This window comes from Treponema sp., assembly GCF_024696245.1.
Classification (GTDB): Bacteria; Spirochaetota; Spirochaetia; order Treponematales; family Treponemataceae; genus Treponema_D.
In genome coordinates this window covers 52,255-75,232 of record NZ_JAILGZ010000109.1, presented here as the reverse complement: position 1 = coordinate 75,232, position 22,978 = coordinate 52,255, and the positions used below count along the sequence as shown (strand labels likewise).

The window sequence follows — 22,978 nt, the reverse complement described above, 5'->3', positions numbered from 1 at the left end:
ATGTAGCAAGCTACATAATCCCGCTCGACTTGCATGCTTAAGACGCGCCGCCAGCGTTCGTTCTGAGCCAGGATCGAACTCTCCATGATTATTCTAAAGCCCCGAAGGGCAAAAGATTCTCACTTAAGTTTTCCCAAGCTTTTCATTAAAAAGAAAATCTTCAGGTGCCGGCAGTTTTATTACTGACCGGCGTTCTGTTTGGCTTTCTCTGCTATGCTGACATTCATCGTATCTATTCTACTGTTCTTTCCGTCCCTGATGCTTTCAAAAAGCTGTTCAGCTGTTGTTGCTGAGTGATGAAGAATATATATCCGATTCGATTTTGTGTCAACAACTTTTTAAATTTTTTTTAATTTTTTTTGTAATTTTTTTTAATGTCTGAAAAAGCCTTTATTTACGGGGGTTTTGAAGGATTACAAATGCAAATATTTATTAAAATCCGAAATTTTTTTTATTTTTTCTTACTTGAAATCTTTAAAACTGGAATTTTTAATACCAGCCCTGAATGGAGGGGGCGCAAAGCGCGTCCGCAGGACCGGCCGGGAGGGTAAGCCCCGGAATGCAGGTTGAGGGTAGAAATGGTGCTTCAAATGATTTTTGAAAAACACTATAACGGTGCCATGAATACTTCTGTGAGTCTTACCAGTGGATCTATTTCAAAAAATATTCTGATTTTTAGTCTGCCCCTTATGTTTACCAATATGCTGCAGGTGCTTTTTAACATGGCAGATGTTATGGTTGCCGGGCATTTTGCGGGTAAACTTGCTCTTGCCGGTGTTGGAAGTACTTCCATGCTGATTTTTCTTTTTACGGGTTTTCTTATCGGGCTTGGCAGCGGTATAAACGTGCTTTCGGCTTTTTATCTTGGCGCCCGGAACCAGAAAATGCTGGATGAAACTGTGGGGACTTCCTTTATTTTTAGTCTTATTACCGGCATTTTGTTTATGATTACGGGGATTGTGTTTGCAAGGCCTATTCTTATTCTGATGAAAACCAGGCCGGAGCTGCTGGATAATGCGGTGCTTTACTTTAAGCTTTACATGATTGCCCTTCCTGCTTCTGCCATTTACAACTGTGGAAACGGAATTCTTACTTCCGGTGGCGATACCAGGCGGCCTCTTATTATTCTTTCCTGTGCAGGGGTGCTTAATATTGGGCTGAACATATTTTTTGTTGTGTTTATGAAGCTTTCTGTTGCCGGTGTGGCTCTGGGGACGGTTATTTCACAGTATTTAAGTGCAGGTCTTATTGTTTTTGTGCTTTGTAAGGGGGAAAAATTCTGTACATTGCCGGAGTCTGACGGTTTTATGGGGAATGTGAGGCTTAATTTCAGGAATCTTCATCTTTCCAGGAATGTTTTTTTAAGGCTTATAAAGCTTGGAATTCCGGCGGGATTTCAGAATGCAATTTTTTATGTTGCCAACATTTTTATTCAGGTAGGAGTGAATCACTTTGATTCTGCCATTATTGCCGGATGTGCTGCTTCTCATAATGCTGAAACCATTACTTTTGACTGTATGGCGGCTTTTTATACTGCAGGGGCCAGTTTTACGGGACAAAATTATGGGGCTAAAAAGAAGAACCGTATTCTTAAGAGCTATCTTGTAAGTACGGGGTACGCGGCTATTGTGAGTTTAATCTTTGGCGGAATCTTTCTGCTTTTTGGCAGGCAGTTTATCGGGCTTTTTAACGGCAGCAGGGACGTTATTGAAGGGGGATATATCCGGCTTGTAATAATGGCTCTTTCCATGTGGATTTCTGCTCCGATGGATGCAACTACTTCTGCTTCCAGGGGGCTGGGGAAAACTGCTGTTCCTTCGCTGATAATAATTCTTGGGTCCTGTATTTTCAGGATTATATGGATTTACACAATATTTGCTCATTTTATGACTGTCAGGTCGCTTTTTATACTCTTTCCTGTCAGCTGGGCCATAACGGCTTTTGCAGAGGTTCTTTATTTTATAAGGATATACCGCCGCTGCCAGTAATTTTTTATTGTCTTAATTTTTGCAGTTTTTATATTTTTGAAATTTTTATATTTTTGAAATTTTTATTTTTTTGAAGTTTTCCCCCGGTTTGGAAAAATTTTTTTCCGTTTTCTTTAAATTTCCCTGCTGTATAAGCTCTCTGCCCCTTATTTTTGGGGCATTTTTTTTGGCTTTTAAACTTTTTTAAAAATTTTTCATTTTTTTTTGCAAATTTGTGTGGTTTTTTGTCAAACGATTCAAATATATAAGCAGAGGGAAAAACACGGCGCCGTTTTTTATCCTCACAAATACTATTTTTATTGTGCTGCAGCTTTGCAGCCGGGGATGAGTTATGAATGCTTTGAATCAGATTATTCTGGAAGGAAATGTTTGCAGACAGCCTGAAAAACGTACTTTTGACGGAAACTTCAGGGTTTGTACAGTGCCTATTGCCGTAAGCCGCCGTTTTAAGAACCGGGAAGGTAAAAACGATGAAGAAGTTTCTTACTTTGACATCGATACTTACGGAAATCTTGCGGATGCCTGCGAAAAATGGTGTCCCACAGGAAGAGGCATTCGGGTTGTAGGCAGGCTTAAGCAGGATCGCTGGACTGGTGACGATGGTAAGAAAAACAGCAGGATTAAAGTAATCGCAGAACATGTTGAATTTAAGTATTTCAACAAAAAGGATAACGATGGAACTGAAATAAAGGCTGAAGCTCTGGAAGCAGACCTTGGAACAGCCGGTCCCAGCAAAAAACAGAAGCTTGCCATGCTCGCCCAGGCTGCTCAGGCCGCACAAAATGAACAGGAGGCTGGTGAAGTAAACTTTTAGATGTTTGGATTTATCTAGTCATTTTTTTCTCTGAATCATTTAAAAATTTTTTTCCTGCAGGGCCCGAGCTTAAGTCAGCAGATGCTGCCAGTCAGGGACTCTGCGGGAATTCATTTATTTTATTTACCGGAGCAACAATGAAAAACCATATTTCAATCAATTCAATTATTCTGGCTTTAATGAGCTGCACAACTCTAGTCTTTTCATCCTGTGCTGAACCTGAGACTGAAACTGGAACAGAAACAGAAAAAGCTGAACTTAAAAAGGCTGAACTCCCTGAAACTGAAGGAGAAAATCTTTTTGCAAACCGTATCTACGAAGGGAATAATACCCGTTTTGTTTTTGATGAAGAGTCTGTCCTTATGTACAGCAATCGTTCTGACAATGAAAATGTTGACGACTGGCAGCCTGCCATAAGATATAACTACAGCTGGAATAATTCAAAAAATCAGCTTTACATGGCTGGCTGCGGCTATTTTGAAGAGGGACAGGAATTTACAAATCCTGAAGATTATTTTCACTACTGTCTGGGACTTTACACCAGCCTCTTTGGAAGTCTGGAAGTACCGGATTCTGCACAGGAATACATTAAGGGCATCACTGAAAAAGATTTTTCTAACTACATCACTTTTGAATACACTTTTGAGGGAGAAAACCTTAATCTCAGCTATGTACCATCATGTAAGTTCCGTACTTCAAAAAGTGACAATTACTACGGCTCGGACCAGTATTTTACCTACAATCTTTACGGACACCACTTTAGCTTTACCAGCAAGGAAAGCCTTAAGGAATACATTCTTATTCCGGAGTTTGAAGAAACTCATTTTAAGGGAACCCTTCTTGATAAAAGCAGCTATCTGCCGGAAGGTATGGTTGAAGGCAAATACTCAACGATTGTTCTTTCTTCTGAAGGAAGGTTCAAGGAGGGATATACCACATTTACTTTTACGGAAGCACCTGAAGTAATGAAAGATATCGTTAACAAAAAAATTAAATTGAATTTTTACTGCGATAAAAACTTTTCGCTTACAAGAATTGCTGAATAAAAAAATTGTAAATTAAAGGGAGGAGGCGGTGTGCAGGAGTTTACATTACGCTTTTTGATAAATGACGTAATGACAGCTCCTGCATACCGACCTGGTACTTATTTTCTCTTGTTCTTTTTTGAAGGACGTCTGGAAGAGTTTTTTAAAGGACGTCTGTTACCGGATTTTTCTTCCTGTTCACGGCGGGCTGCACTCTGCTGGTAAGCTTCGATTTTTTCCGGATCATAGAATCCGTCTTTCCAGTTAAATCTTGATCCCCCCTGTACCGGCTGATGAGTATTCATAAGAGTCATAAGGTTCTTTATGTCACTGCGGGTAACTTTTGTTCGTGAGAAATCAATAAGCTGATGTGTCCATCCCCTGTTCTTAAGGCTTACCATTTTATCTACAAGACTGAATGGATATTCAGGCATTACAAATGAACCGTCGGAAGTTGAATTAACTTTGAATGTCATCTGTTCCTTGTCAGAGAAATATGTAAAGTCATAAGCAGAAGGAAGCTTGAACCTTAAGCGGAACAAGGCTGGATATGCAAATACTGACAGAAGAACCCTGCTTCTCTCTGATGCGCTTTCAAAAGTTTTTTCAAGATTGCGTTCTGAATTTTCTACCGGAGTTTCTACTGCCATTACATTCTGATTCTCAAGGAAACTTACAGCCCAGCGGTTAAATGTGTAAAGATACTGACCTGCAATTACATTTGCTTTTTTTCCACGAAGCATTGCAAGATGAGCAAGGTTATTGGCTATGAAAGTTGTATAGCCCTTCTCTATAAGAGTATCCAGAGTCTGCCTGAGTTCTGCTTCTTTTCCGGAAGGAACAAAAGGATCCAGGCTTATGATTACCATTTTTTTACTGAAAGGTAATACAGGTTTTTCTGCAGTGTCTTTATTAAGAAGATCATACTCAGTATCTGCATTCAGCTCGAGAATATATCTTACCGGATGGAGAGCCTGAACTACATGAGCATCAGCTACAGTTGATACCTGAACGTAAATACCTTCCGGGAACCAGTTAAGTTCATTTTTAGAAAGTGGAGTAAGATCAAGCACAGGAAGTCTTTCCGGTCCCGGCTGTTTTCTATAAGGAGTAAGATCTACAGGAAGTACCCTCTTGTATCTCTTGGACATGGATTTTGTCTGCAAAAGGTAAACACTGTCTCCCTGAGAAAAGCCCAGTGGAATGTCTATCCAGCGGTTACCCTTTTCGTCTGTTGTAATTACCCTGACTTTATGGCTTGCACGTCCTGTGTCATCTTTTTTATGAAGACGGATACTGTCTCCTGCATCAGGATCATAAGAACCGCCTTTTATTACTGCCATCTGAATAAAGTTAGCCCTTCTTTCTTCTTCAGTTTTTGGTTCAGGGCGGCCTGCTTCTGAAATCTTGCGTTCTGAATCCGTTGATTCCCTGGTTACGGCAAGTTTTCCAAGATAAATACCTGTTCCACCAGCCTGCTTTGGATTAAGGATTTTTTCTCCGGCGCTGCTTACACCTTCATCAATATTCTTAAAACCATACCAGTAATCTGTTTTTGAACGGGCAAAGTCTGTACTGAGAATACGTTTGCCTTCTGCAATTACACCCTTGCGGTCTTCCTTGTAGTGATCCATTACAAAACGATATGCAGCTGTAACGGCACCTACATACTCTGCACTTTTCATGCGGCCTTCGATTTTAAAACTGTCTACCCCGGCTTCCATAAGTTCAGGAATATGATCTATGAGCTGAAGGTCACAGGGACTAAAATAATATCCGCTGCTTACAGAGCCTGGAATTTCTGCATTGTAAAGACGGCGGCATGCCTGAGTACACATACCACGATTGGCACTTTTTCCACCAAGATAACTTGAAAAAAGACAAAGTCCGCTTTCACTTACACAAAGGGCTCCGTGAACAAACATTTCTATTTCGGCATTTGTATTTGCCTTAATGTTTCTGATTTCTTCGAGTCCCAGTTCCCTTGCAACAACTACACGTTTAAGTCCCTGCTTGCAAAGAAGGTTTGCTGCTGCTGCACTTGAAACATTCATCTGGGTTGAAGCGTGAAGTTCAAGGTCAGGGGCAAATTCCTGACACATTCTTATAACACCAAAGTCCTGTACGATAAGTCCGTCGGGTCTTACTTTATTAAGATAATTTAAAAAACGATAAAGGCGTTCTGTTTCTGATTCTTCACATACGGTGTTAACTGTTACGTAAATCTTTTTTCCCATTTTGTGAAGGCTGTTTACCGCACCCTCAAACTGATTCCATGCAAAATTTGAAGAACGGAGTCTTGCATTAAAACTTTTGAGGCCTAAATAAACTGCATCGGCACCTTCTCCGATTGCTGCATCTAATGCTTCCGGATTTCCGGCAGGAGCTAATAATTCTGACATAAAGATTATTATAGCATATATTCCAGGGTTAAAGAAGTATTGGCAAAAAACAGCATCATAGACAGCCATAAAAAGGGGATGTTAAGCCCTTCTGTTAAAGCTCGCATTCAGGGATGTACTTTCAATGTTCCGTAAATTTTTATATAGTATCTGATATGAGTAGTTTCTTTTCTAATCTGTTTTCCTCTCTTTTTGGGGGAAATGATCCAGAAGCGCAAAAAAAGCGCATTCTGAAAAACATTGCAAAAAGCCTCCAGAAGACAAAGTATCACTTCTATAAGTCCGGCAGCCACGAAGCAGAACCTGCTCTTGCAAAATTTTTCTACGAAATTTACAAGGCCCTGTCCAATGCTCAGAAAGCATTTCAGGAAACAAATCCAAAGGCACTTAAAAACGTTGTAATTAACTCCATGCTTTCAGACAACCAGAAAGAAATTGTAGACAATCTTTCTGAAGAGGCAATTAATGACTTCAGCAAAAAAATGGACCTGAAGGAACTTTCTGAAAAAGTAAAAAAAGACATCGAAGCCTTTAATTCAGAATTCGACAATAACAAGTTTACAAAAATCGATACCCTTTACACAAAGCTCATTGTTATGATGAACCTTTGTACCTACGACTATTATTTTATAATCAAAAAATTTGACAGCGGTTTTAGGGAGCATAACTTTTCTACTCCGCCAAAATTCCAGGCCATTAACAGTTCCTACATTGCTGAGGACCTGAAGAATTTTATAGACGTAGCATGGGGGCTTCCATTTGACGCAGACTGGGATGATGTATTTAAACTTCTTAAATTCATAAAGGGAAGTGACATTATTGCACCAAACTTATGGAAACGCATTCTCAGCAGGATACGCACAATTAAAGACAGGCATGTGTTTGAAATGATGCTCCAGCTTATTTCTGCAAATCCTGCCTACAGGGATACTTATAAAACTGAAGATCTTCACATTGCAGATGACTATCTGTCCCAGATACGAAAACAGGCTGACTCTGCCCTTGAAAACATAAAAAAGCGTCAGGCTGCAAGTAAAGTTGATTCCCTTCTTACTCAGATTTTTGGAACAAATGCCATTCCAAAACTTAAAAACTATAATGATTCAAACTGTGATATTCTTGAACGCAAAGGGATTGGTTCATATAAATATGCTGTACCACTGAGCTACCTTAAACAGTTCCTCCTTGAGTACACAAAAAAAGAAGTGCGTGAAATTTCCGACATTCTTGTAATTCGTGGAGAATGGTCTAACCAGCAGATGAGCACACCAATGAGTGAAGCTTTTCACAAACTTCTTGAGATAAACGATCAGATTACTGTTCTTGATAATCACATGGAAGAAAATGCAGACTGGGGTATAAAGATTAAAACTCATCTTCCAAGGGCTGACCGCGACAAGGACTCCAGGGGAATAATTCAGACAACACTTAAAGATGCAAACAACATGGCTGCCCAGTGCATTATTTCTGCAGTACAGAATTTTATAATTTTTGACAGAAACCTTAAGATGCTTCTTGAAGACTTTGTAAAAATGCCTAGAAGTGAACTTCTCCTTAACTGGAAGGATCTTGATCATTTTGCAGAAGGTCGCCTTAAGGAAATGTGTGTAAGTGTTTATAAAAAAATATTTGGATTTGTTCAGCTTATACAGAATTTCCAGATTAAAGTTGATGAGGAATAAATTATGACATGTTCCAGTTTCTTAACAGTACGTTCATACGAATGCGACAGTTATTCTCATGTAAACAATGCCGTTTACCTGAACTATCTTGAATTTGCAAGAATGGATTACCTTAACCAGATTGGCTTTAAGTACAATGAGATTGTAAAGGAAGGCTACTCCCTTTATGTAACTCATGTGGACATTCATTACAAAGCATCTGCTTTTCTTAATGATAAAATCATAATAGACACAACCCCTGTAAAGCTTGGAGCTGTAAGCGGCACACTTCATCAGATTGTACACAAGGAAGATGGTACAGTCTGTGCTGAAGCTGACGTTACATGGGCAAGCGTAAAAACTGGAGGAATACCTGCCAGATTACCGGCAGAATTCATTGTTGAGGGATTACGTCCTTAGTTCTTTTTTTGAAAAAATGATTAGCGTAAAACTGAATCAACCAGGCGCTTAAAGTCCGGGTCAATATTATCCATGTCAGGGTGAAAATCCTTGTTGATAGATGCAATGCCGTCCTTATTCTGAATAATGGCGGCATTTTTTATTTCTGTTGCCCTGCTTAAAAGTCCGCGTGAAGAGTAAACTGTGTTCATAGTTTTTAAATCCTTTTTTTCTGTCATTTTTGTGTATTATCCATATCGGCAGTTTCAAAAGATTTTTCACCAGAAATTGTATCCAAATCGGTAAAATCCAAAGGACTGACAGAAAACTTCTGCTCAGACTCCATGCGGCGTTTTTTCATATCTTCATTTTCTGAATTATCTACCTGTTCAAGAACATTTTCTGCCCTGAATTCGTCAAGGGTCTGTTCTTTTATAATTACAGGCTCAAAACGTTCCTGTGGAAGAGGATGAGGATTTTCCTGAGGGAGTTCTTCCAGTTCTTCAAGTTCCTCCAGCTCTTCTCCGGAAGCTGCACCAGATTCAGGCTGAGCCTGTACATCTTTCTGTGGCTGTACTGGAGTTTGTGATGATACTGCAGGCTGTGGTTGTACTGGAGGCTGAGACTGAGAAATTCCTGCATCTTCCAGCTCTTCTACTTCTTCAAGCTCACCTGCATCTTCAAGCTCTTCAGGCTCTTCTAATTCTTCGACCTCTTCCAGTTCTTCTGCTTCTTCCAGATCTTCTACTGCTTCTGCTTCAGGAATCTCTTCCAGTTCTTCTACATCAGCAGGAGTTAAATCTTCTTCTTCAGTAACAACAGGACTTACTTTTTCTGATGCAAGTTCTACAGCACCAGAGGCGGCAGCAAGTGCTCCCATTACTTCTGCCCAGCTTTTATCAAGAAGGGCATCTATCTGTTCACTATAAAGTTTTCCACGACGACCAAGGCTTTTTTTAATTTCTCCATTAAGCTCCATTTTACGGCGGGAAATATCCTTAACCATTAAAGCCCAGTCTGCACTATCCTTACGGTCTATGTACTCTCTGAGAAGGGAATACTGAAACTTTTTTATTCTGTTATCAATTACAACCGCATCATCATGGCGCAGGTTAAAGATTATAAAAATTACAAGGAAAAGGGTTATAAAAATACTTACAATCAGCAGCGTTTTTTCGCCGTCAGAAAACATAAAGTCACTTTCGGCAGATATTTCACCACAGAAAATTCCTCCGGCCCTGCTTACAAGAACAAGAGTATCTTCGTTAGTTCTTACAAGAGATTCCGTTCCTGTAACATTTCTTTTCCAGCACTGGGAAATCTGCTCAAGAAGAATATCCCTGCCCACAACAGGAAGTGAGAAAACAAAACCCTTGCCGTCAACAATAACACCCCTTGCATTAAGGGAAACAACATCATGGTTTACAAGATAGCGGGTAAAATCATCTCCGGAAAAATAAAATACAAAACTGCCCCGGAATATTTCAAATTCATCAAAAAAAGGCAGGCTGAATATTACCCTGTTACGGGAGCCGTCAAAATAAATATGAATCCTTTCTTCTGCAGTGGCATTACTTTCTGCAAGTTCATATTCAATTTCGTTAATTACATCATAGTTTTTGTAGGAAATAACTTCATCATCTTCACGAAGCACATCATCAGGATAAGAACTGTAATGAATTCTTTTACCTTCGCTTTCTATAAGCCTGATTCCTTCAAGCCCCGGATTACTTTCAAAAAAACGGCCTGTAATATCAGTACGTTCAACACCGGTATTTTCCGGAACTTCCCTCTGAAAATAAGACTGAACACTTTCTTCTGCAATGTAAGCCCTGGCTTTTTCTTCTATTTCTGAAGCATACTCAGCAAAACTGGCATCAACATTTTTAAGTCTGTCATTTATATTTTCCAGTACCCTTGGTTCATAAAACTTAACTTCGATAAATTTTATTCCCCCTGCAAAAACAAAAATCATGCAGCCCAGGGTGAGAAAAATAGATATTAAAAGACTTAACAATGTCTTCAATGCAGATGACATTAAGAAACCTCTCTTACGATTCAATTCAATTTTCTACTATTTTAGCTTTTTTGTAAATGCAGAATAAGTCATTATATCAGTCAAGAACCTGAACAGAAGAAAAATCTTCATGAATGATAATTTTGTCTTTTAACCCTGCGGTATAAATCAACTTTCTGTCTTCGGTAATTATTAACATCTGAAAATCTCCGTGTTCCTTCCAGAATGACTGAGCTTTTTCCTGGCCCATTACAAAAAGAGCAGTACTTAAAGCATCTGCAAAAGCTCCTGTATCTGCCACAACTGTTACAGACACCAGGGAATTATCTACCGGACAGCCAGTCTCCGGATCAAAAATATGAATATATTTCTTTCCGTCATCAGCTATAAAGTGCCTTTCATAACCTCCGCTGGTTATTACTGCACAATCATGTACCTTTAATCCCAGCACAGGCTCCCCTCCCCAGGGATTCCTTAAACCTATAAGCCAGTCCCTTCCACGGGGATTCTTTCCCAAAAGCTGAATATTACCGCCTAAATCCACCATGGCTGACTTTACACCCTTTGACTTATAAATCTCTATGGCCTTATCTCCTGCAAGCCCCTTACCAATTGCCCCAGGATCCACCATCTGGCCTTTTTCAAGAGTTACAGAATTTCCATGAGTCTTAATCTTTTTATAATCAACCTTTTTTAACAGGGATTCTATTGTTTCTGCAGCGGGAACATGGTAATTACCATTGGTAAAGCCCCACTCCTTCATTACAGGATAAAGGGTTATGTCAAAAGCACCCCTGCTTAATTCAGAATATTTAACGGAAAGATTTAAAAGACTTACTGCATCCTCCCCCACTTCTACAGGAAAATTTTCTGCAGAATTAAGCCTGTAAAAATCACTACCCGGAAGGGTAACTGAAAGGCTTTGATCCAGACTTTCTATGGTTTCCTTAACCTGAAGGTTAACTTCTTCCGGATATTCACCCTGACATTTTAGAGTCATAAAGGTATCCATAGCCATAAAACTTAGTGACGCTTCCTTTTTTTCTTTGCAGGAAAAGAAAAGAGGAATTACTGCAAAAAGAAGCATAAATTTACTTTTCATGTTTTTAGTGTAACAGATGAATTCAAAATTAAAAACTGCTATAATGGATAAACTATGGCAGATATTCACATTTTTGACCCTGCTCCAGAGGGTACACCCGTATCAAATTTCGTACATCTTCACGTCCATTCAGACTATTCCCTGCTGGACAGCTGTGCAAAACTGGATAAACTTATAGCAAAAGCTAAAAAACTCAATATGCCGGCTCTGGCCCTTACTGACCACGGTAATATGTTTGGTGTACTTAACTTTGAACATATTTGCCACGCAAACGGAATTAATCCTATTGTAGGTGAAGAATTTTACGTTGCCTACGGAAGCCATAACGAAAAAAAAGACGCCCCATACGGAAAAAATGGAAAAGGCTGCCACTACTTTCACCTGATTCTTCTTTGTGAAAACGAAACCGGCTATAAAAATATGAGCTGGCTTTCTTCCATTGCATTTACAGAAGGTCTTTACCGCGGAAAACCACGTATTGACTGGGAACTCCTTGAAAAATATCACGAAGGACTTATCTGTCTCAGTGCCTGCATTCAGGGTGAAATTCCCCAGCTTCTCCTTGCCGGACGAGATGACGAAGCCAGGGAAGTTGCCCTTAAATATAAAAATCTTTTTGGACCTGACCATTACTATATTGAACTTCAGGACCACGGCCTTGAAGACCAGAAACGTGTTGCACCAATGCTTATAAAGCTTGCCAGGGAACTGGATATCCCTATGGTTGTAACAAACGATATTCACTATGTAGAAAAAGATGATGCCGAAGCCCAGGATGCCTTAAGATGTATAGGCTTTAAGCAGCTTCTTGATCAGCCTCACCAGACTATGGGTGAAGGTAGAAGTGAATGGTATTTTAAAACAGAAAACGAAATGAGGCAGCTCTTTCCTGACTACCCTGAGATGATAGAAAACACAATTAAGATTGCAAACATGTGCAACCTTACAATTCATCAGTATAAAACTCAGGAACTTAAAGACTGTCTTCCACGATTTGAACTTCCTAAAGAATTCCAGACTCATGGTGAAGACTATACAAAAAATCAGGATGACTATGTACGTTACCTGGTAGAAAAGGGTCTTCGTGCAAGATATCCGGAAATTACTCCTGAAATCCGTCAGAGGGCTGAGTACGAGCTGGGCATTATCTTTAAAATGGGCTTTTCCGGCTACTTCCTTATCGTATGGGAATTCATCAACTGGTCTAAATCAACTTACGACAATGTTAATGACAGACCTAAGCCTTATATTCCTATTGGTCCGGGGCGTGGTTCCGGTGCAGGTTCCCTTGTAGCCTACTGTCTTACCATCACGGATATTGACCCATTCCGCTTTAAGCTTATTTTTGAACGCTTCCTTAACCCTGAACGTGTATCCATGCCGGACTTTGACGTTGACATGGACTTTGACTACAGACAGGACATTATTCAGCATACAAGAGATCTTTATGGAGATCCTCAGGTTGGACATATCGTTACTTTTGGTACCTTAAAGCCTAAACAGGTTATTGCCGACGTAGGCCGTGTCCTTAATATTCCTCTAAGTGAAGTAAACATGCTTAAAGGACTTGTTCCTGATTCTCCTAAGGCTAAACTTATAGACGCCTTTGAAGAAACAAAGAAATTTCCTGCTTCTGAAGGGGGCGGACAGCTGGCTCCTTACAGACACGACCCTAAATACGAAAGACTCTTTAACATTGCCGAAAAACTGGAAAACGTAAACCGCAATACAGGTCTTCATGCATCAGGTATGGTTATCGGACTTACAGCCCTTCCTAACTGGGCACCGGTTTTTCAGGATCCTAAAACCGGAGAAGTAGGCGTTCAGTACACAATGGATATTATTGAACCTTGCGGCCTGGTAAAATTTGACTACCTGGGACTTAAAACCCTTTCCCTTATTCGTTACGCAGAAAGAATCATTAACAAGCACAGAAAAGAAGGTGAACCTGAATTCCACTGTGATAAGGTAAGCGAAACTGACCAGAAAACCTTTGACCTCTTTAAAAGAGGTGATTCTGTTGCCGTATTCCAGTTTGAAAGCCCCGGAATGCAGAAAATCCTGAGACAGTTTCAGCCGGAAAAACTTGAAGACCTTGTAGCCTTAAACGCCCTTTATCGTCCGGGACCAATGAACTACATCCCTAACTATATTGACGGTAAATGGAAACCAGAAACCATTCACTACCCTGACCCATGTCTTGAAGGCATCCTTAAAGAAACCTACGGTGTAATGGTATACCAGGAACAGGTTATGCAGGTTTCTCAGAGAATTGCAGGCTTCTCTCTTGGTGGAGCAGACATGCTTCGCCGTGCCATGGGAAAAAAGAAGCCGGAAGTAATGGCTGCAAAACAAATTGAATTTGAAGAAGGAGCCGTAAAACAGGGCTTTACAAAGGAACATGCTGCAGAAATCTTTAACATCATGATTCCATTCGCCGGATACGGATTCAACAAGTCCCATGCCGCAGCCTACTCGGTACTTGCATACCGTACAGGCTGGTTAAAGGCAAACTACCCTGCTGAATTTATGGCTGCCAACCTGATAAACGAAATTACTTCTACAGACGGACTCCCTGCTTATATAGAAGAATCCCGCCGTATGGGTATTCCTGTAGACGCTCCGGATGTAAACAGAAGTGATTCAGACTTTGACGTTGTAGACGGTCATATTGTGTTCGGTCTTAGAGGTATCAAGGGAATGGGAAACGGTGCCTCAGAAGCAATTGTCCGTGAAAGAGAAAAAAACGGCCCTTACAAAGACTTTATTGATTTTCTGGACAGGGTTCTCTTCCTTAAGGATGAACTACCAGCCGGAGAAGAAGAAAAGGGACCTGGTGCAAAGCTTGCCGTAAATAAAAAAGCAATTGAAGTCCTCATAAAAACAGGAGGCTTTGATAAGCTTGATAAAAACCGTGCTACCCTTATTTTAAACTACGAACGTGCCATTGAATACGAACAGAAAAAACATCTGGGAGCTGACAACGGCCAGGTAAGTCTTTTTGAAGAAGCCGGAATTAAGGAATTTGCAGACTTTAAGTGGGAAGAAGTAGAAGAACTGCCAAAAATGGAACTTCTTAACATGGAAAAAGAACTCATAGGATGTTTCGTTTCCGGACACCCTCTTGATGACTGGAGGGACATAATCGAAGCCAGTGCTACGGTTAACAGTGAAACAATTATGAGGGCTGCAAAAGAAACAAAAGCCTTAAAGGACGCCATTGCTTCAAATGGAAATCCATGGCAGGCCCGTAATGCAGGTTCAAGCTACATTGCCATAGGAATGCTTCAGGGTTTACGTTCAATCGTAACCAAAAAAGGAAAACCTATGGCTTTTGCAAAACTTGCAGACTTTAAGGGAGAAATCGACATAACCTTCTTCCCTAATATATGGGAACAGCTCCACTCCGTTCTGGAAGACGGCAAGGTTTACGCCTTTAAAGGAAAAGCTGATCTTAGGGCAGACGGAGATTCCGAAAGAGCAGGCTTCCTTGTAGATTCAATGGAAAATATAGAGACCCTTAAAAAGAAGTCATTTTCCCAGCTCCACATAAAAATCGACAGCTCTAAATATTCCAATCCTCAGGAAATAAGCAGAATTAAGGATTTTTTAATTGGCGCTCAGGGTAATTGTTCAGTATATTTTCATGTAAACGTGGACAATACTTCTTACATAGTAAAAGCTAATCCTCAAATGACTACACCTTCAAGTGAGGATTTTTTACAGAGTGTCAAAGACCTTGATCTGGTTGAAGATGCCTGGGTGGAATAATTTCTAAGGAGAACACAGACAGATGAGTATTTTTAATTTTTTAGCTGCAGCAGTAAATCTATATACCATACTCTGCCTGATACACATACTTCTTACATGGATTCCGGGAATGGCCTACAACAGGATTGTGTATTACCTTTCAAAGATTTGCAGTCCTTACCTGAATTTCTTTAAGCGCTTCAGAATCTTTATAATTGCAGGTTTTGATTTTACCCCTGCTTTAGGCCTTTGTATTCTGGGAGCACTTTCTTCTGTATTGAGTGGAATCTCTCAGATGAAATTTTTCAGCATAGGCTTTCTTCTGGCCCTTTTTATCTCTACCCTCTGGGCTGTAATAAGTTCAATTCTTATATTCCTCATAATTATGCTGGTAATCAGACTTATAATCGTCTTTGTAAAAGGTGAAAGCGTACGTTCAGATTCACCTGTATTAAATCAGCTGGATTTTCAGATTTCAAAACTTATATATATCTTTTCAAGGCCTTTTTCTTTTGGAAAAACCCTTCGTTACAGAACAGCCCTTATCACTGCAATTGCCGTACTTATATTCTTAAACATCGCAGGAGGAATTATATTTTCCTTACTTACAGGCATCTTAATGACAATATAAAAAAGGATTATTTACAGGATGAAACTTGGAGAAATAAAGAACACAGTAGAATCCCTGAGTGGAGTCGGGCCTGCAGCTGCAAAACAGTTTGCAAGACTGGGAATCTTTACCATAGCAGACATCCTGCAGGTATATCCAAGAGATTATGAAGACCGCACAAGAAAAGTCAGCCTGTGTGAATTTGCCCTTTACCCTAAAGTCCATACCATCTGCAAGGTAACAGCCCATGAATGGTTTGGTTACGGGGCCATGAGAAACCTTAAAATAGAAATTACAGATGGAACTGCAAAAGCCTGGCTTATTGCATTTAACCGTCCTTTTCTCCAGAAATCCCTGCCGGAAGGAAGTATTATAAGCGTAACCGGAAAATTTGACATCAGATATAATCAGATTCAGTCTTCTACTTTTGAAGCAGAACGTATTGCAGCAGAAGGAGACTTAGCAGATTACAAAAATACCCCCGTACCAGACAGTACAGTACTCCCTGTATACCCCCTGACAGAAGGCCTGTCCCAGAAAAATTACAGAAAAGCCGTTGCTCAGGCCGTAAAACAATATGCAATGGCTGTTGACGATGAACTGCCTGAAAAAACAATAAAAGACCGGGGCCTGTTAAAAAAATCTCAGGCAATATACAAAATACACTTACCGGCTACCCTTAAAGATGCAGAAGAAGCAAGAAAAACCCTTATTTACGAAGAACTCTACAACTTTGAATACAAAATGGCTTTAAGAGCCTTAAACCACAGGGGCAAACTCCCGGAAGAAGACATTAGTACCGCCCTGGACAACAATGCAGCAGCCTTCTTTTCTACCCCTGACAGCATTGAATCAATAAAAGAAAACTTTATAAAAAGCCTGTCTCCCCTGCAAAAAGATTTATACAACCGCCTTACTTTTGAACTTACTTCAGATCAAATGAAGGTAATTACAGAAATGAACAGGGACATTGATCAGAGTGCCGGTGACAGAAACTCCATACTCAACGACCCTGACAAACTTACAGGACACCCTTTTTCCATGCAAAGATTACTTCAGGGTGATGTAGGAAGCGGAAAAACCCTGACAGCATTTTTTGTATGCGTAAGGGTAATAAACTACGGCGGACAATGTGCCTTTCTTGCTCCAACAGAACTTCTGGCACGCCAGCATGCAGAAAACGCAGCCAGTCTTCTTGAACCTCTGGGAATCAAAGTTGCCTTTCTTACAGGAAACCTTAAGGCAAAAAACAGAAACTCACTTTTACAGGCCCTTAAAGAAGGACAGATAAACCTTGTAATCGGAACCCATGCCCTTTTTAGCAAAAACGTAGAATACAAAAACCTTCATCTGGCAGTTATAGATGAACAGCACCGTTTTGGAGTAGCCCAGCGTGAATCCATAGTTGATAAGGGACGCATTTCTTCAGGAACAAAAACCCATACACCGGACCTGCTTATGATGAGTGCCACACCTATTCCTCAAACCCTGGCACTGACTGTATTTGGTGACCTGGATATAAGCGTTATAAAAACAATGCCACAGGGCAGAAAAGCTGTAAAAACCTATCTTACAGTTATGGGACACGAAAAAAATGTCTACGAAGAAGTAAGAAAAGAACTTAAAATGGGACACCAGGCCTATTTTGTATACCCAAGAATAAATGAAGAAGAAGGTCAGGAACTGGATAACAGCGGAAGTCAGGATTCAGGCCTTAAATCTGCAGCAGAGATGTACAAGTTTTTAAGTGAAAAAGTTTACCCTGAATACAAGGCAGCCCTTATCCACGGAAAAATCGAAGACACTGAACAAAAAGAAATCCTTGATGATTTTAAAAATGGAAAGATACAGATTCTTATAGCAACAACTGTAGTAGAAGTAGGTGTAGACGTTGCAAATGCCAGCTGTATTGTTATCGAACACGCAGACAGGTTTGGCCTTGCAGAACTTCACCAGCTTCGTGGACGTGTAGGAAGATCCAGCATTCAGTCCTACTGCTTCCTCATATACGGAAAAAACATAAGTCAGGACGGCATTCAAAGGATGAAGGCCCTGCATGAAAGTACAGACGGATTTAAAATTGCAGAAGAAGATTTAAAACTAAGAGGTCCCGGCCAGGTAACCGGAACCATTCAGTCTGGATATCTTACTTTAGGCATTGCAGACTTAAACAGGGATAAAGAAATCCTTAAAATTGCCCGCTACGATGCATTAAGCAACATACGCGCTGAGCTTTGACATTTTGCCAGGTACACGCATGTGTTTGATTGCACTCTGTTCAATCTGGCGGATTCTCTCACGGGTAAGATTAAACTGCTTTCCAACTTCCTTTAATGACATTGGTTTAACCCCGTTAAGACCATAACGCAGACGGAGAACACGTTCTTCATTAGGCTTAAGGGAAGAAAGTACCTTAGAAATATCTTCCTTCATGCATGAATCTACAGCAGCTTCTTCCGGAGCTGTATAACGGCAGTCTTCTACTGTTTCTCCAAAAGACTTTACTGCACCATCAGCATTAATTTCTGCATCAAGACTGAGCATTTCCCTTGAAATCTCTACCATTTCCTTTACATAAGATGATTCAAGATTAAGCATGCGGGCAACTTCTGTAAATTCTTCTTCCTCTGAAAGTTTTGAACCAAGCATCTTGCGGGCCTTTTCTATGCGTACAAGATCATCAGCCTTATTCATAGGAAGTCTTATAGGACGTGTTTTTTCGCTGAGAGCCTTAAGAATTGTCTGACGGATCCACCATACTGCATAAGAAATAAAACGGAATCCTTTATTAACGTCAAAATGGTCAATAGCAATAATAAGACCAATATTACCTTCGCTTACAAGATCTTCCAGTTCCATTCCCCTGTGGGCAAACTGCTTGGCAATATTTATAACAAAACGAAGGTTGGCATTTATAAGCCTGGTTTTAGCATTTTTATCTCCGGAAGCAGCTTTTACCGCAAGTTCTTTTTCTTCTTCTGCTGTCAAAAGCGGTATACGGGCAATATCTTTAATATAAGAGTTCATTACAGATAATTCGTTGTACATTTGAGCCTCCTGAAAACATAATTTATGAAAGTCATAAAATAATGTCTCATAAATATATTAGCAAGAAGTGTGCCAAACTAATAATAAAATCACAAAAATCATGGAATTTAATAAAAAAAATGCATAAATTGAACCCAAAACGGCAGAAAAAGACCTGCAGCAGGCTTTATTTAACAAAAAATCAGGGTATAAATATCAAAAAACGGCAATAAAGGCCATAAAATGTAAACAAAATCATAAAAATACAAGAGATTTGTGGTAAATTAGGGCATAAAAAAAGTGAGTCAAAATGACCCACTTCAATTGAAAATAAAAATCCCTGTATCAGAATGACCCTTATTATTCTACAACAGCGATAATATCGCTCATCTTAAGGATAAGGTAATCTTCTCCGTCAACCTTGATTCCAGTTCCGGCATACTTGTCATACAGGATTTTATCTCCAGTATTTACTGTAATCTTGTCCTTTTCTGTTCCTGGACCTACAGCTTCTACAACAGCCTGCTGTGTTTTTTCCTGTGCTGTATCAGGAATAATAAGTCCGCTTGCAGTTTTTGTTTCTGCTGCTACCTGTTTTACAAGAACCCTGTCTGCCAATGGTCTGATTTTCATATTTACCTCCAGTAATTTTTTAAAACATCATTTACTGACAATTTAATAAAATCTCAAAATGAAGTCAAATTTTTTTTCAAAATACTTCTTCATCTGTACATACCTGAACTTCAAAAAAAAAGCCTCTCGACTATGCATCCCACCTGCTTCAGGAAAGCCACCATATGTTCGGAAATACCTGCCAGAGCCTTGCAAAACCCCACCTGCTTCCAAAGCCCCAGGTAAATCCATAAAAACTATTCAAGAATATTCCTTAAAAGAAGTCTGGCCTTATTATTACCCGGATTAAGCTGAAGTGCATACTGCAGTGACCTTATTGCGTTTTTTCTGTCCCCAAGACCATCACTAAGCTTTCCTGTACGGTAAAGAATCTCTGATTTAGTAAATGAATCTTCTGCAATGGAAGAAGCCTCACTTAACAAATCCACAGCCTTCTCCTCCCTATAGGAACCTGCATAAATTACAGCCAGATTAACCAGAGTAACTGTATCTTTTGCATAATGATTATTCAGATAGTCATATAATTTTTCTGCAAGCTCTATATCCCCGTTACGACAGGCAAACCATGCAGCATAAACAAGTTCCCTTTTTCTTAAAGAAGAAGGATTCTCTCCGGGATCAAAATTCTCCCCATAGGCGGAAGTCATATTTCTCTTAAAGATTAATTCAGCCGTGTCCACAGAGTTTTCCTTTATAAGAACATCAACTGCATAATCCCCAACTTCTTCCGGATAAGTATTTTTATCAGTCTGATTTTCCTCAAGAAATTCCCAGATACGGGGAGCCTGCTGTTCTGGAATTGCCTTACTCATGCTAAGGGTATAATGCTTTAAGACCCTCAAAGCCGGACTGTCAGAAATCTCCAGAGCCCTGTCTATTTTATAAAGAGCAACATCAACAGTAGCACGGGGCCTTGAATCATTCTCTTCCATCTGCAGGGTTTTTAATCCGGAAGACCTTAAGTCAGCCATAAGCTTATCTTCCTGAACAGGCTGATAATCAAGAGCATGCTGAACATACAGGGCCAGAGCAGGCACATAACAGGGATTTACAGATAAAAGATAATTAATACCCTCGTACTCCCCTTTAACATCATCCTTAGAAAGACAGTAAAGGACATTATTCATATAAGTCTTTGCAAGAACATCATTACTTTCATCAGGAATAAGTGACCATTTTTCTGCATCAGCTATTATCAAATCCCTGCTTTTACATTCATTTTCTTCATCGTGAATCAAATGGTAACAGTCAGATAAAAGCATAAGATGCTCCAGCTCTTTATTTCTATCTGAAAACTCAGCCTTTGCTTCTCCTGCAATTGCACTTCTAACAAAGTCCTTCCCATCATAAAGAACTTTCTGCCAGAAAAGCACATCTTTTTCTCCGGAAATATTTTCAGAAAACAACTCCCCTGCTTCTTCAAATTTCCCGTCTTTAAGATACAAAAGGGCAGCATTCCTTAACCAGACCGAATCCCCTGAACCTTTCCAGGCATCAAGATAAACACTTATCAGAGATGGATCCTTAAAAGCATCTTCATTTTTATTATGAAGAAGCATCCTTAAAGAACTCTCAGCGTATAAAGATGAATATTCAGTATCTGCAAGTTTTTCTGCTGTTTTTACAGCCTTGTCATATTTTTCCTGATCAAGAAGAAAGCTTACATAACAGGCCCTGACCTGAACATTATCAGGAAACTCCTTTAAAGCTGCTGATAAAACAGATTCAGCCTTTTTATCATCTCCCAGAATTACGTATCTCTTGTAAACCCCAAGACGCTCAAAATAAGTAAAGGCATTTTTTTCTGCTTCTTTTAAAAGTTTATAAGCTTCTTTTGTATCATTTAATGAAAGGTAAATATCAATCTGCTCAAGGGTAGCAGTTAAAGAAACTGATTTAGAGTGAGATGAACAGGAATTAAAAAGCGGCAATATAAAAACTGCCGCTATAAATATCAGAAATGTTTTTCTCAAGAAGCCGTCTCTTTGCTGATTTTATCAAGAACCGCATTGATGAACTTATATGAATCTTCAGCACCAAAGTCTTTTGCAATGGCAACTGCCTCGTTTATTACAATCGAAGGAGATATATCCTTCTGATTAAGCAGGCTGAAAACGCTGATACGCATTACAGCAAGTGCAACTTTATTCAGGCGTTCCATAGTCCACTTTTCACTTAAGTGAGCCTTAATTATGCCGTCAATCTCTTCAAGATGATTGATTGTACCTGCAATAAGCAGACGGGCATAATCATAAGAATCTTCCTTAGAAGATGAATCTTCTTTTTCTCCATCGCCTTCAACAGCAGAAGATTCATCAGACTTATCCCAGTCAAACTTAAGAAGTTCTTCAAGAGGCTTATTTACAAGATCATGGCTGTATAAAGCCTGAAAAGCCAGTATTCTACCTTTTCTTCTAGACACCTTTTACTCCTACTACCAGTTAAGAAGCTTATCAAGAGCTTCACCGGTCTTCTTGCGTTCTACATTTGCAGAAGTATCAAGTTCCTTTCCAAGATCCTTAGCAGCCTGAGAAAAATACTGATTCTGCTTCTGAGAAGTTAAATTCTCTTTAATGTATTCATATACAGTTACATTACTTTCCGGCTGAACAACATCACCAATACCAAGCATCTTTGCATCATACTTTTTAAGTACTGCATAGAACTGATAATCATTGGCAGTTTCTGTTAAATCACTAAGATAACCTGTATCTTTTCCGAACAGTTCAAGAATTTTATCATAATTCCAGCCAAGCTGCTGAGCCTGCTGAGATGTTTTCTGAACAATAATGTCACCTGCACGATAAGATTTACCGTTTTTATCAGAATTCTTAATGTCATTGGCAGCAGATGCAGGTTTGCTTTCGTAAGAAGCCCTTAAATCCATGGCTGTCTTTTTAGCTGCAGCGTCATCGTCTCCCTTTGGAACCATTACAAGGAAAAGACGAACCATATCATTCCATACAAATGTTGCCTTATTCATTTCGTAAGCCTTGCGGATTTCTTCATCAGAAGCCTGAACACCTGCAATAGCATCCCTCTTCTGTTTAAGAACATACTGCTGGGCAATAATCTGATTCTTAAGGTAAGCCTTGTATTCGCTGGTATTCATACCGCTGTTTTCTTTAAGGTATTCATCAAGACTTTTACCTGTACGCTCTTTAATAGTTTCGTTAAGCTGAGCTTCGGTAACATTCTGACCAATCTGCTGACTGAATGTCCTAAGGAACTGTTCATTTACCTGAGAATCACTTATAGAAAGACCGTCTTTTGCAGCAGCCTGATTAATAAGCTTTTCAATAATAAGATTCTCAAGAACTTCTTTTTTCTGATCCAGGGTCAGTTCAGTCATTCCGTAAGGCTCATACTGCTTAAGTACAAAATTTACACGGGCCTTAAGCGTTTTTACAGTAATAGTTTCAGGTTTACTGAGCTTAATTACTGCAAGTGGCTGTAAATCATTCTGAGCAAATGCATTTACTGCCATACCAAAAATTAAAGCTAATCCTAAAGCAAAACGTTTCATAAAAATCCTCTTTTAGTAAATAAA

Annotated in this window: 17 protein-coding genes and 1 rRNA gene; 8 read left to right on the top strand and 10 right to left on the bottom strand. The window is 39.6% G+C overall.

Annotated elements, in window-relative coordinates; genetic code table 11:
• Nucleotides 1-89: ribosomal RNA gene (locus tag K6D58_RS07890) — 16S ribosomal RNA — on the bottom strand; the annotation flags it as partial.
• A gap of 501 nt (nt 90-590) precedes the next feature.
• Here K6D58_RS07890 and K6D58_RS07885 point away from each other — a divergent pair.
• From K6D58_RS07885 to K6D58_RS07875, 3 genes are all read left to right on the top strand, one after another.
• Entirely contained in the window at nt 591-1,988 is a 1,398-nt protein-coding gene (locus K6D58_RS07885) for an MATE family efflux transporter (protein WP_296829412.1), read from the top strand.
• A gap of 331 nt (nt 1,989-2,319) precedes the next feature.
• Nucleotides 2,320-2,802, top strand: coding sequence for a single-stranded DNA-binding protein (locus K6D58_RS07880; RefSeq protein WP_296829409.1), 483 nt, complete (start codon nt 2,320-2,322; stop codon nt 2,800-2,802).
• A gap of 137 nt (nt 2,803-2,939) precedes the next feature.
• Complete coding sequence (locus tag K6D58_RS07875) at nt 2,940-3,848, top strand: hypothetical protein (RefSeq protein ID WP_296829406.1); 909 nt, start codon at nt 2,940-2,942, stop codon at nt 3,846-3,848.
• A gap of 98 nt (nt 3,849-3,946) precedes the next feature.
• On the opposite strand, the gene K6D58_RS07870 is transcribed toward K6D58_RS07875, so the two are convergent.
• Complete coding sequence (locus K6D58_RS07870; protein WP_296829404.1) at nt 3,947-6,229, bottom strand: peptidase U32 family protein; 2,283 nt, start codon at nt 6,227-6,229, stop codon at nt 3,947-3,949.
• A 155-nt stretch (nt 6,230-6,384) separates the two neighbouring features.
• Here K6D58_RS07870 and K6D58_RS07865 point away from each other — a divergent pair, with 155 nt between their 5' ends.
• Together K6D58_RS07865 and K6D58_RS07860 are read left to right on the top strand one after the other, a co-directional pair.
• Nucleotides 6,385-7,911, top strand: coding sequence for a DUF5312 family protein (locus K6D58_RS07865; RefSeq protein ID WP_296829401.1), 1,527 nt, complete (start codon nt 6,385-6,387; stop codon nt 7,909-7,911).
• Between the two features lie 3 nt (nt 7,912-7,914).
• Entirely contained in the window at nt 7,915-8,310 is a 396-nt protein-coding gene (locus K6D58_RS07860) for an acyl-CoA thioesterase (RefSeq protein ID WP_296829398.1), read from the top strand.
• Between the two features lie 20 nt (nt 8,311-8,330).
• On the opposite strand, the gene K6D58_RS07855 is transcribed toward K6D58_RS07860, so the two are convergent.
• From K6D58_RS07855 to K6D58_RS07845, 3 genes are all read right to left on the bottom strand, one after another.
• Nucleotides 8,331-8,528, bottom strand: a complete 198-nt coding sequence (locus K6D58_RS07855) for a hypothetical protein (protein WP_296829395.1) — start codon at nt 8,526-8,528, stop codon at nt 8,331-8,333.
• Complete coding sequence (locus tag K6D58_RS07850; protein WP_296829392.1) at nt 8,525-10,327, bottom strand: hypothetical protein; 1,803 nt, start codon at nt 10,325-10,327, stop codon at nt 8,525-8,527. The genes K6D58_RS07855 and K6D58_RS07850 overlap by 4 nt, the downstream gene beginning before the upstream one ends.
• A 76-nt stretch (nt 10,328-10,403) precedes the next feature.
• Nucleotides 10,404-11,408 carry an FAD:protein FMN transferase gene (locus K6D58_RS07845; protein WP_296829391.1) on the bottom strand — a complete coding sequence of 335 codons (1,005 nt, stop codon included), beginning with the start codon at nt 11,406-11,408 and terminating at the stop codon, nt 10,404-10,406.
• 54 nt (nt 11,409-11,462) lie between these two features.
• Here K6D58_RS07845 and dnaE point away from each other — a divergent pair, with 54 nt between their 5' ends.
• From dnaE to recG, 3 genes are read left to right on the top strand one after another with little or no spacing between them, the layout of a single operon-like run.
• Nucleotides 11,463-15,179 (top strand): DNA polymerase III subunit alpha, encoded by a 3,717-nt coding sequence (gene dnaE / locus K6D58_RS07840; protein WP_296829388.1) that lies wholly within the window; start codon nt 11,463-11,465, stop codon nt 15,177-15,179.
• A gap of 22 nt (nt 15,180-15,201) precedes the next feature.
• On the top strand, nt 15,202-15,789 hold the full coding sequence (locus K6D58_RS07835; RefSeq protein ID WP_296829385.1) for a YggT family protein: 588 nt from the start codon (nt 15,202-15,204) through the stop codon (nt 15,787-15,789).
• Between the two features lie 18 nt (nt 15,790-15,807).
• Nucleotides 15,808-18,006 carry an ATP-dependent DNA helicase RecG gene (gene recG / locus K6D58_RS07830; RefSeq protein ID WP_296829382.1) on the top strand — a complete coding sequence of 733 codons (2,199 nt, stop codon included), beginning with the start codon at nt 15,808-15,810 and terminating at the stop codon, nt 18,004-18,006.
• On the opposite strand, the gene K6D58_RS07825 is transcribed toward recG, so the two are convergent.
• From K6D58_RS07825 to K6D58_RS07805, 5 genes are all read right to left on the bottom strand, one after another.
• Nucleotides 17,980-18,816 carry a sigma-70 family RNA polymerase sigma factor gene (locus tag K6D58_RS07825; RefSeq protein WP_296829379.1) on the bottom strand — a complete coding sequence of 279 codons (837 nt, stop codon included), beginning with the start codon at nt 18,814-18,816 and terminating at the stop codon, nt 17,980-17,982. The two genes, recG and K6D58_RS07825, sit on opposite strands and share 27 nt — an antisense overlap.
• Before the next feature lie 339 nt (nt 18,817-19,155).
• Nucleotides 19,156-19,428 carry a co-chaperone GroES gene (locus K6D58_RS07820; protein ID WP_296829378.1) on the bottom strand — a complete coding sequence of 91 codons (273 nt, stop codon included), beginning with the start codon at nt 19,426-19,428 and terminating at the stop codon, nt 19,156-19,158.
• 236 nt (nt 19,429-19,664) lie between these two features.
• Nucleotides 19,665-21,359 carry a tetratricopeptide repeat protein gene (locus K6D58_RS07815; RefSeq protein WP_296829375.1) on the bottom strand — a complete coding sequence of 565 codons (1,695 nt, stop codon included), beginning with the start codon at nt 21,357-21,359 and terminating at the stop codon, nt 19,665-19,667.
• A 38-nt stretch (nt 21,360-21,397) separates the two neighbouring features.
• Nucleotides 21,398-21,850 carry a transcription antitermination factor NusB gene (gene nusB, locus K6D58_RS07810; RefSeq protein ID WP_296829372.1) on the bottom strand — a complete coding sequence of 151 codons (453 nt, stop codon included), beginning with the start codon at nt 21,848-21,850 and terminating at the stop codon, nt 21,398-21,400.
• Between the two features lie 12 nt (nt 21,851-21,862).
• On the bottom strand, nt 21,863-22,954 hold the full coding sequence (locus K6D58_RS07805) for an MOSP complex formation periplasmic protein, TDE1658 family (protein ID WP_296829369.1): 1,092 nt from the start codon (nt 22,952-22,954) through the stop codon (nt 21,863-21,865).
• Nucleotides 22,955-22,978: the final 24 nt, after the last annotated feature.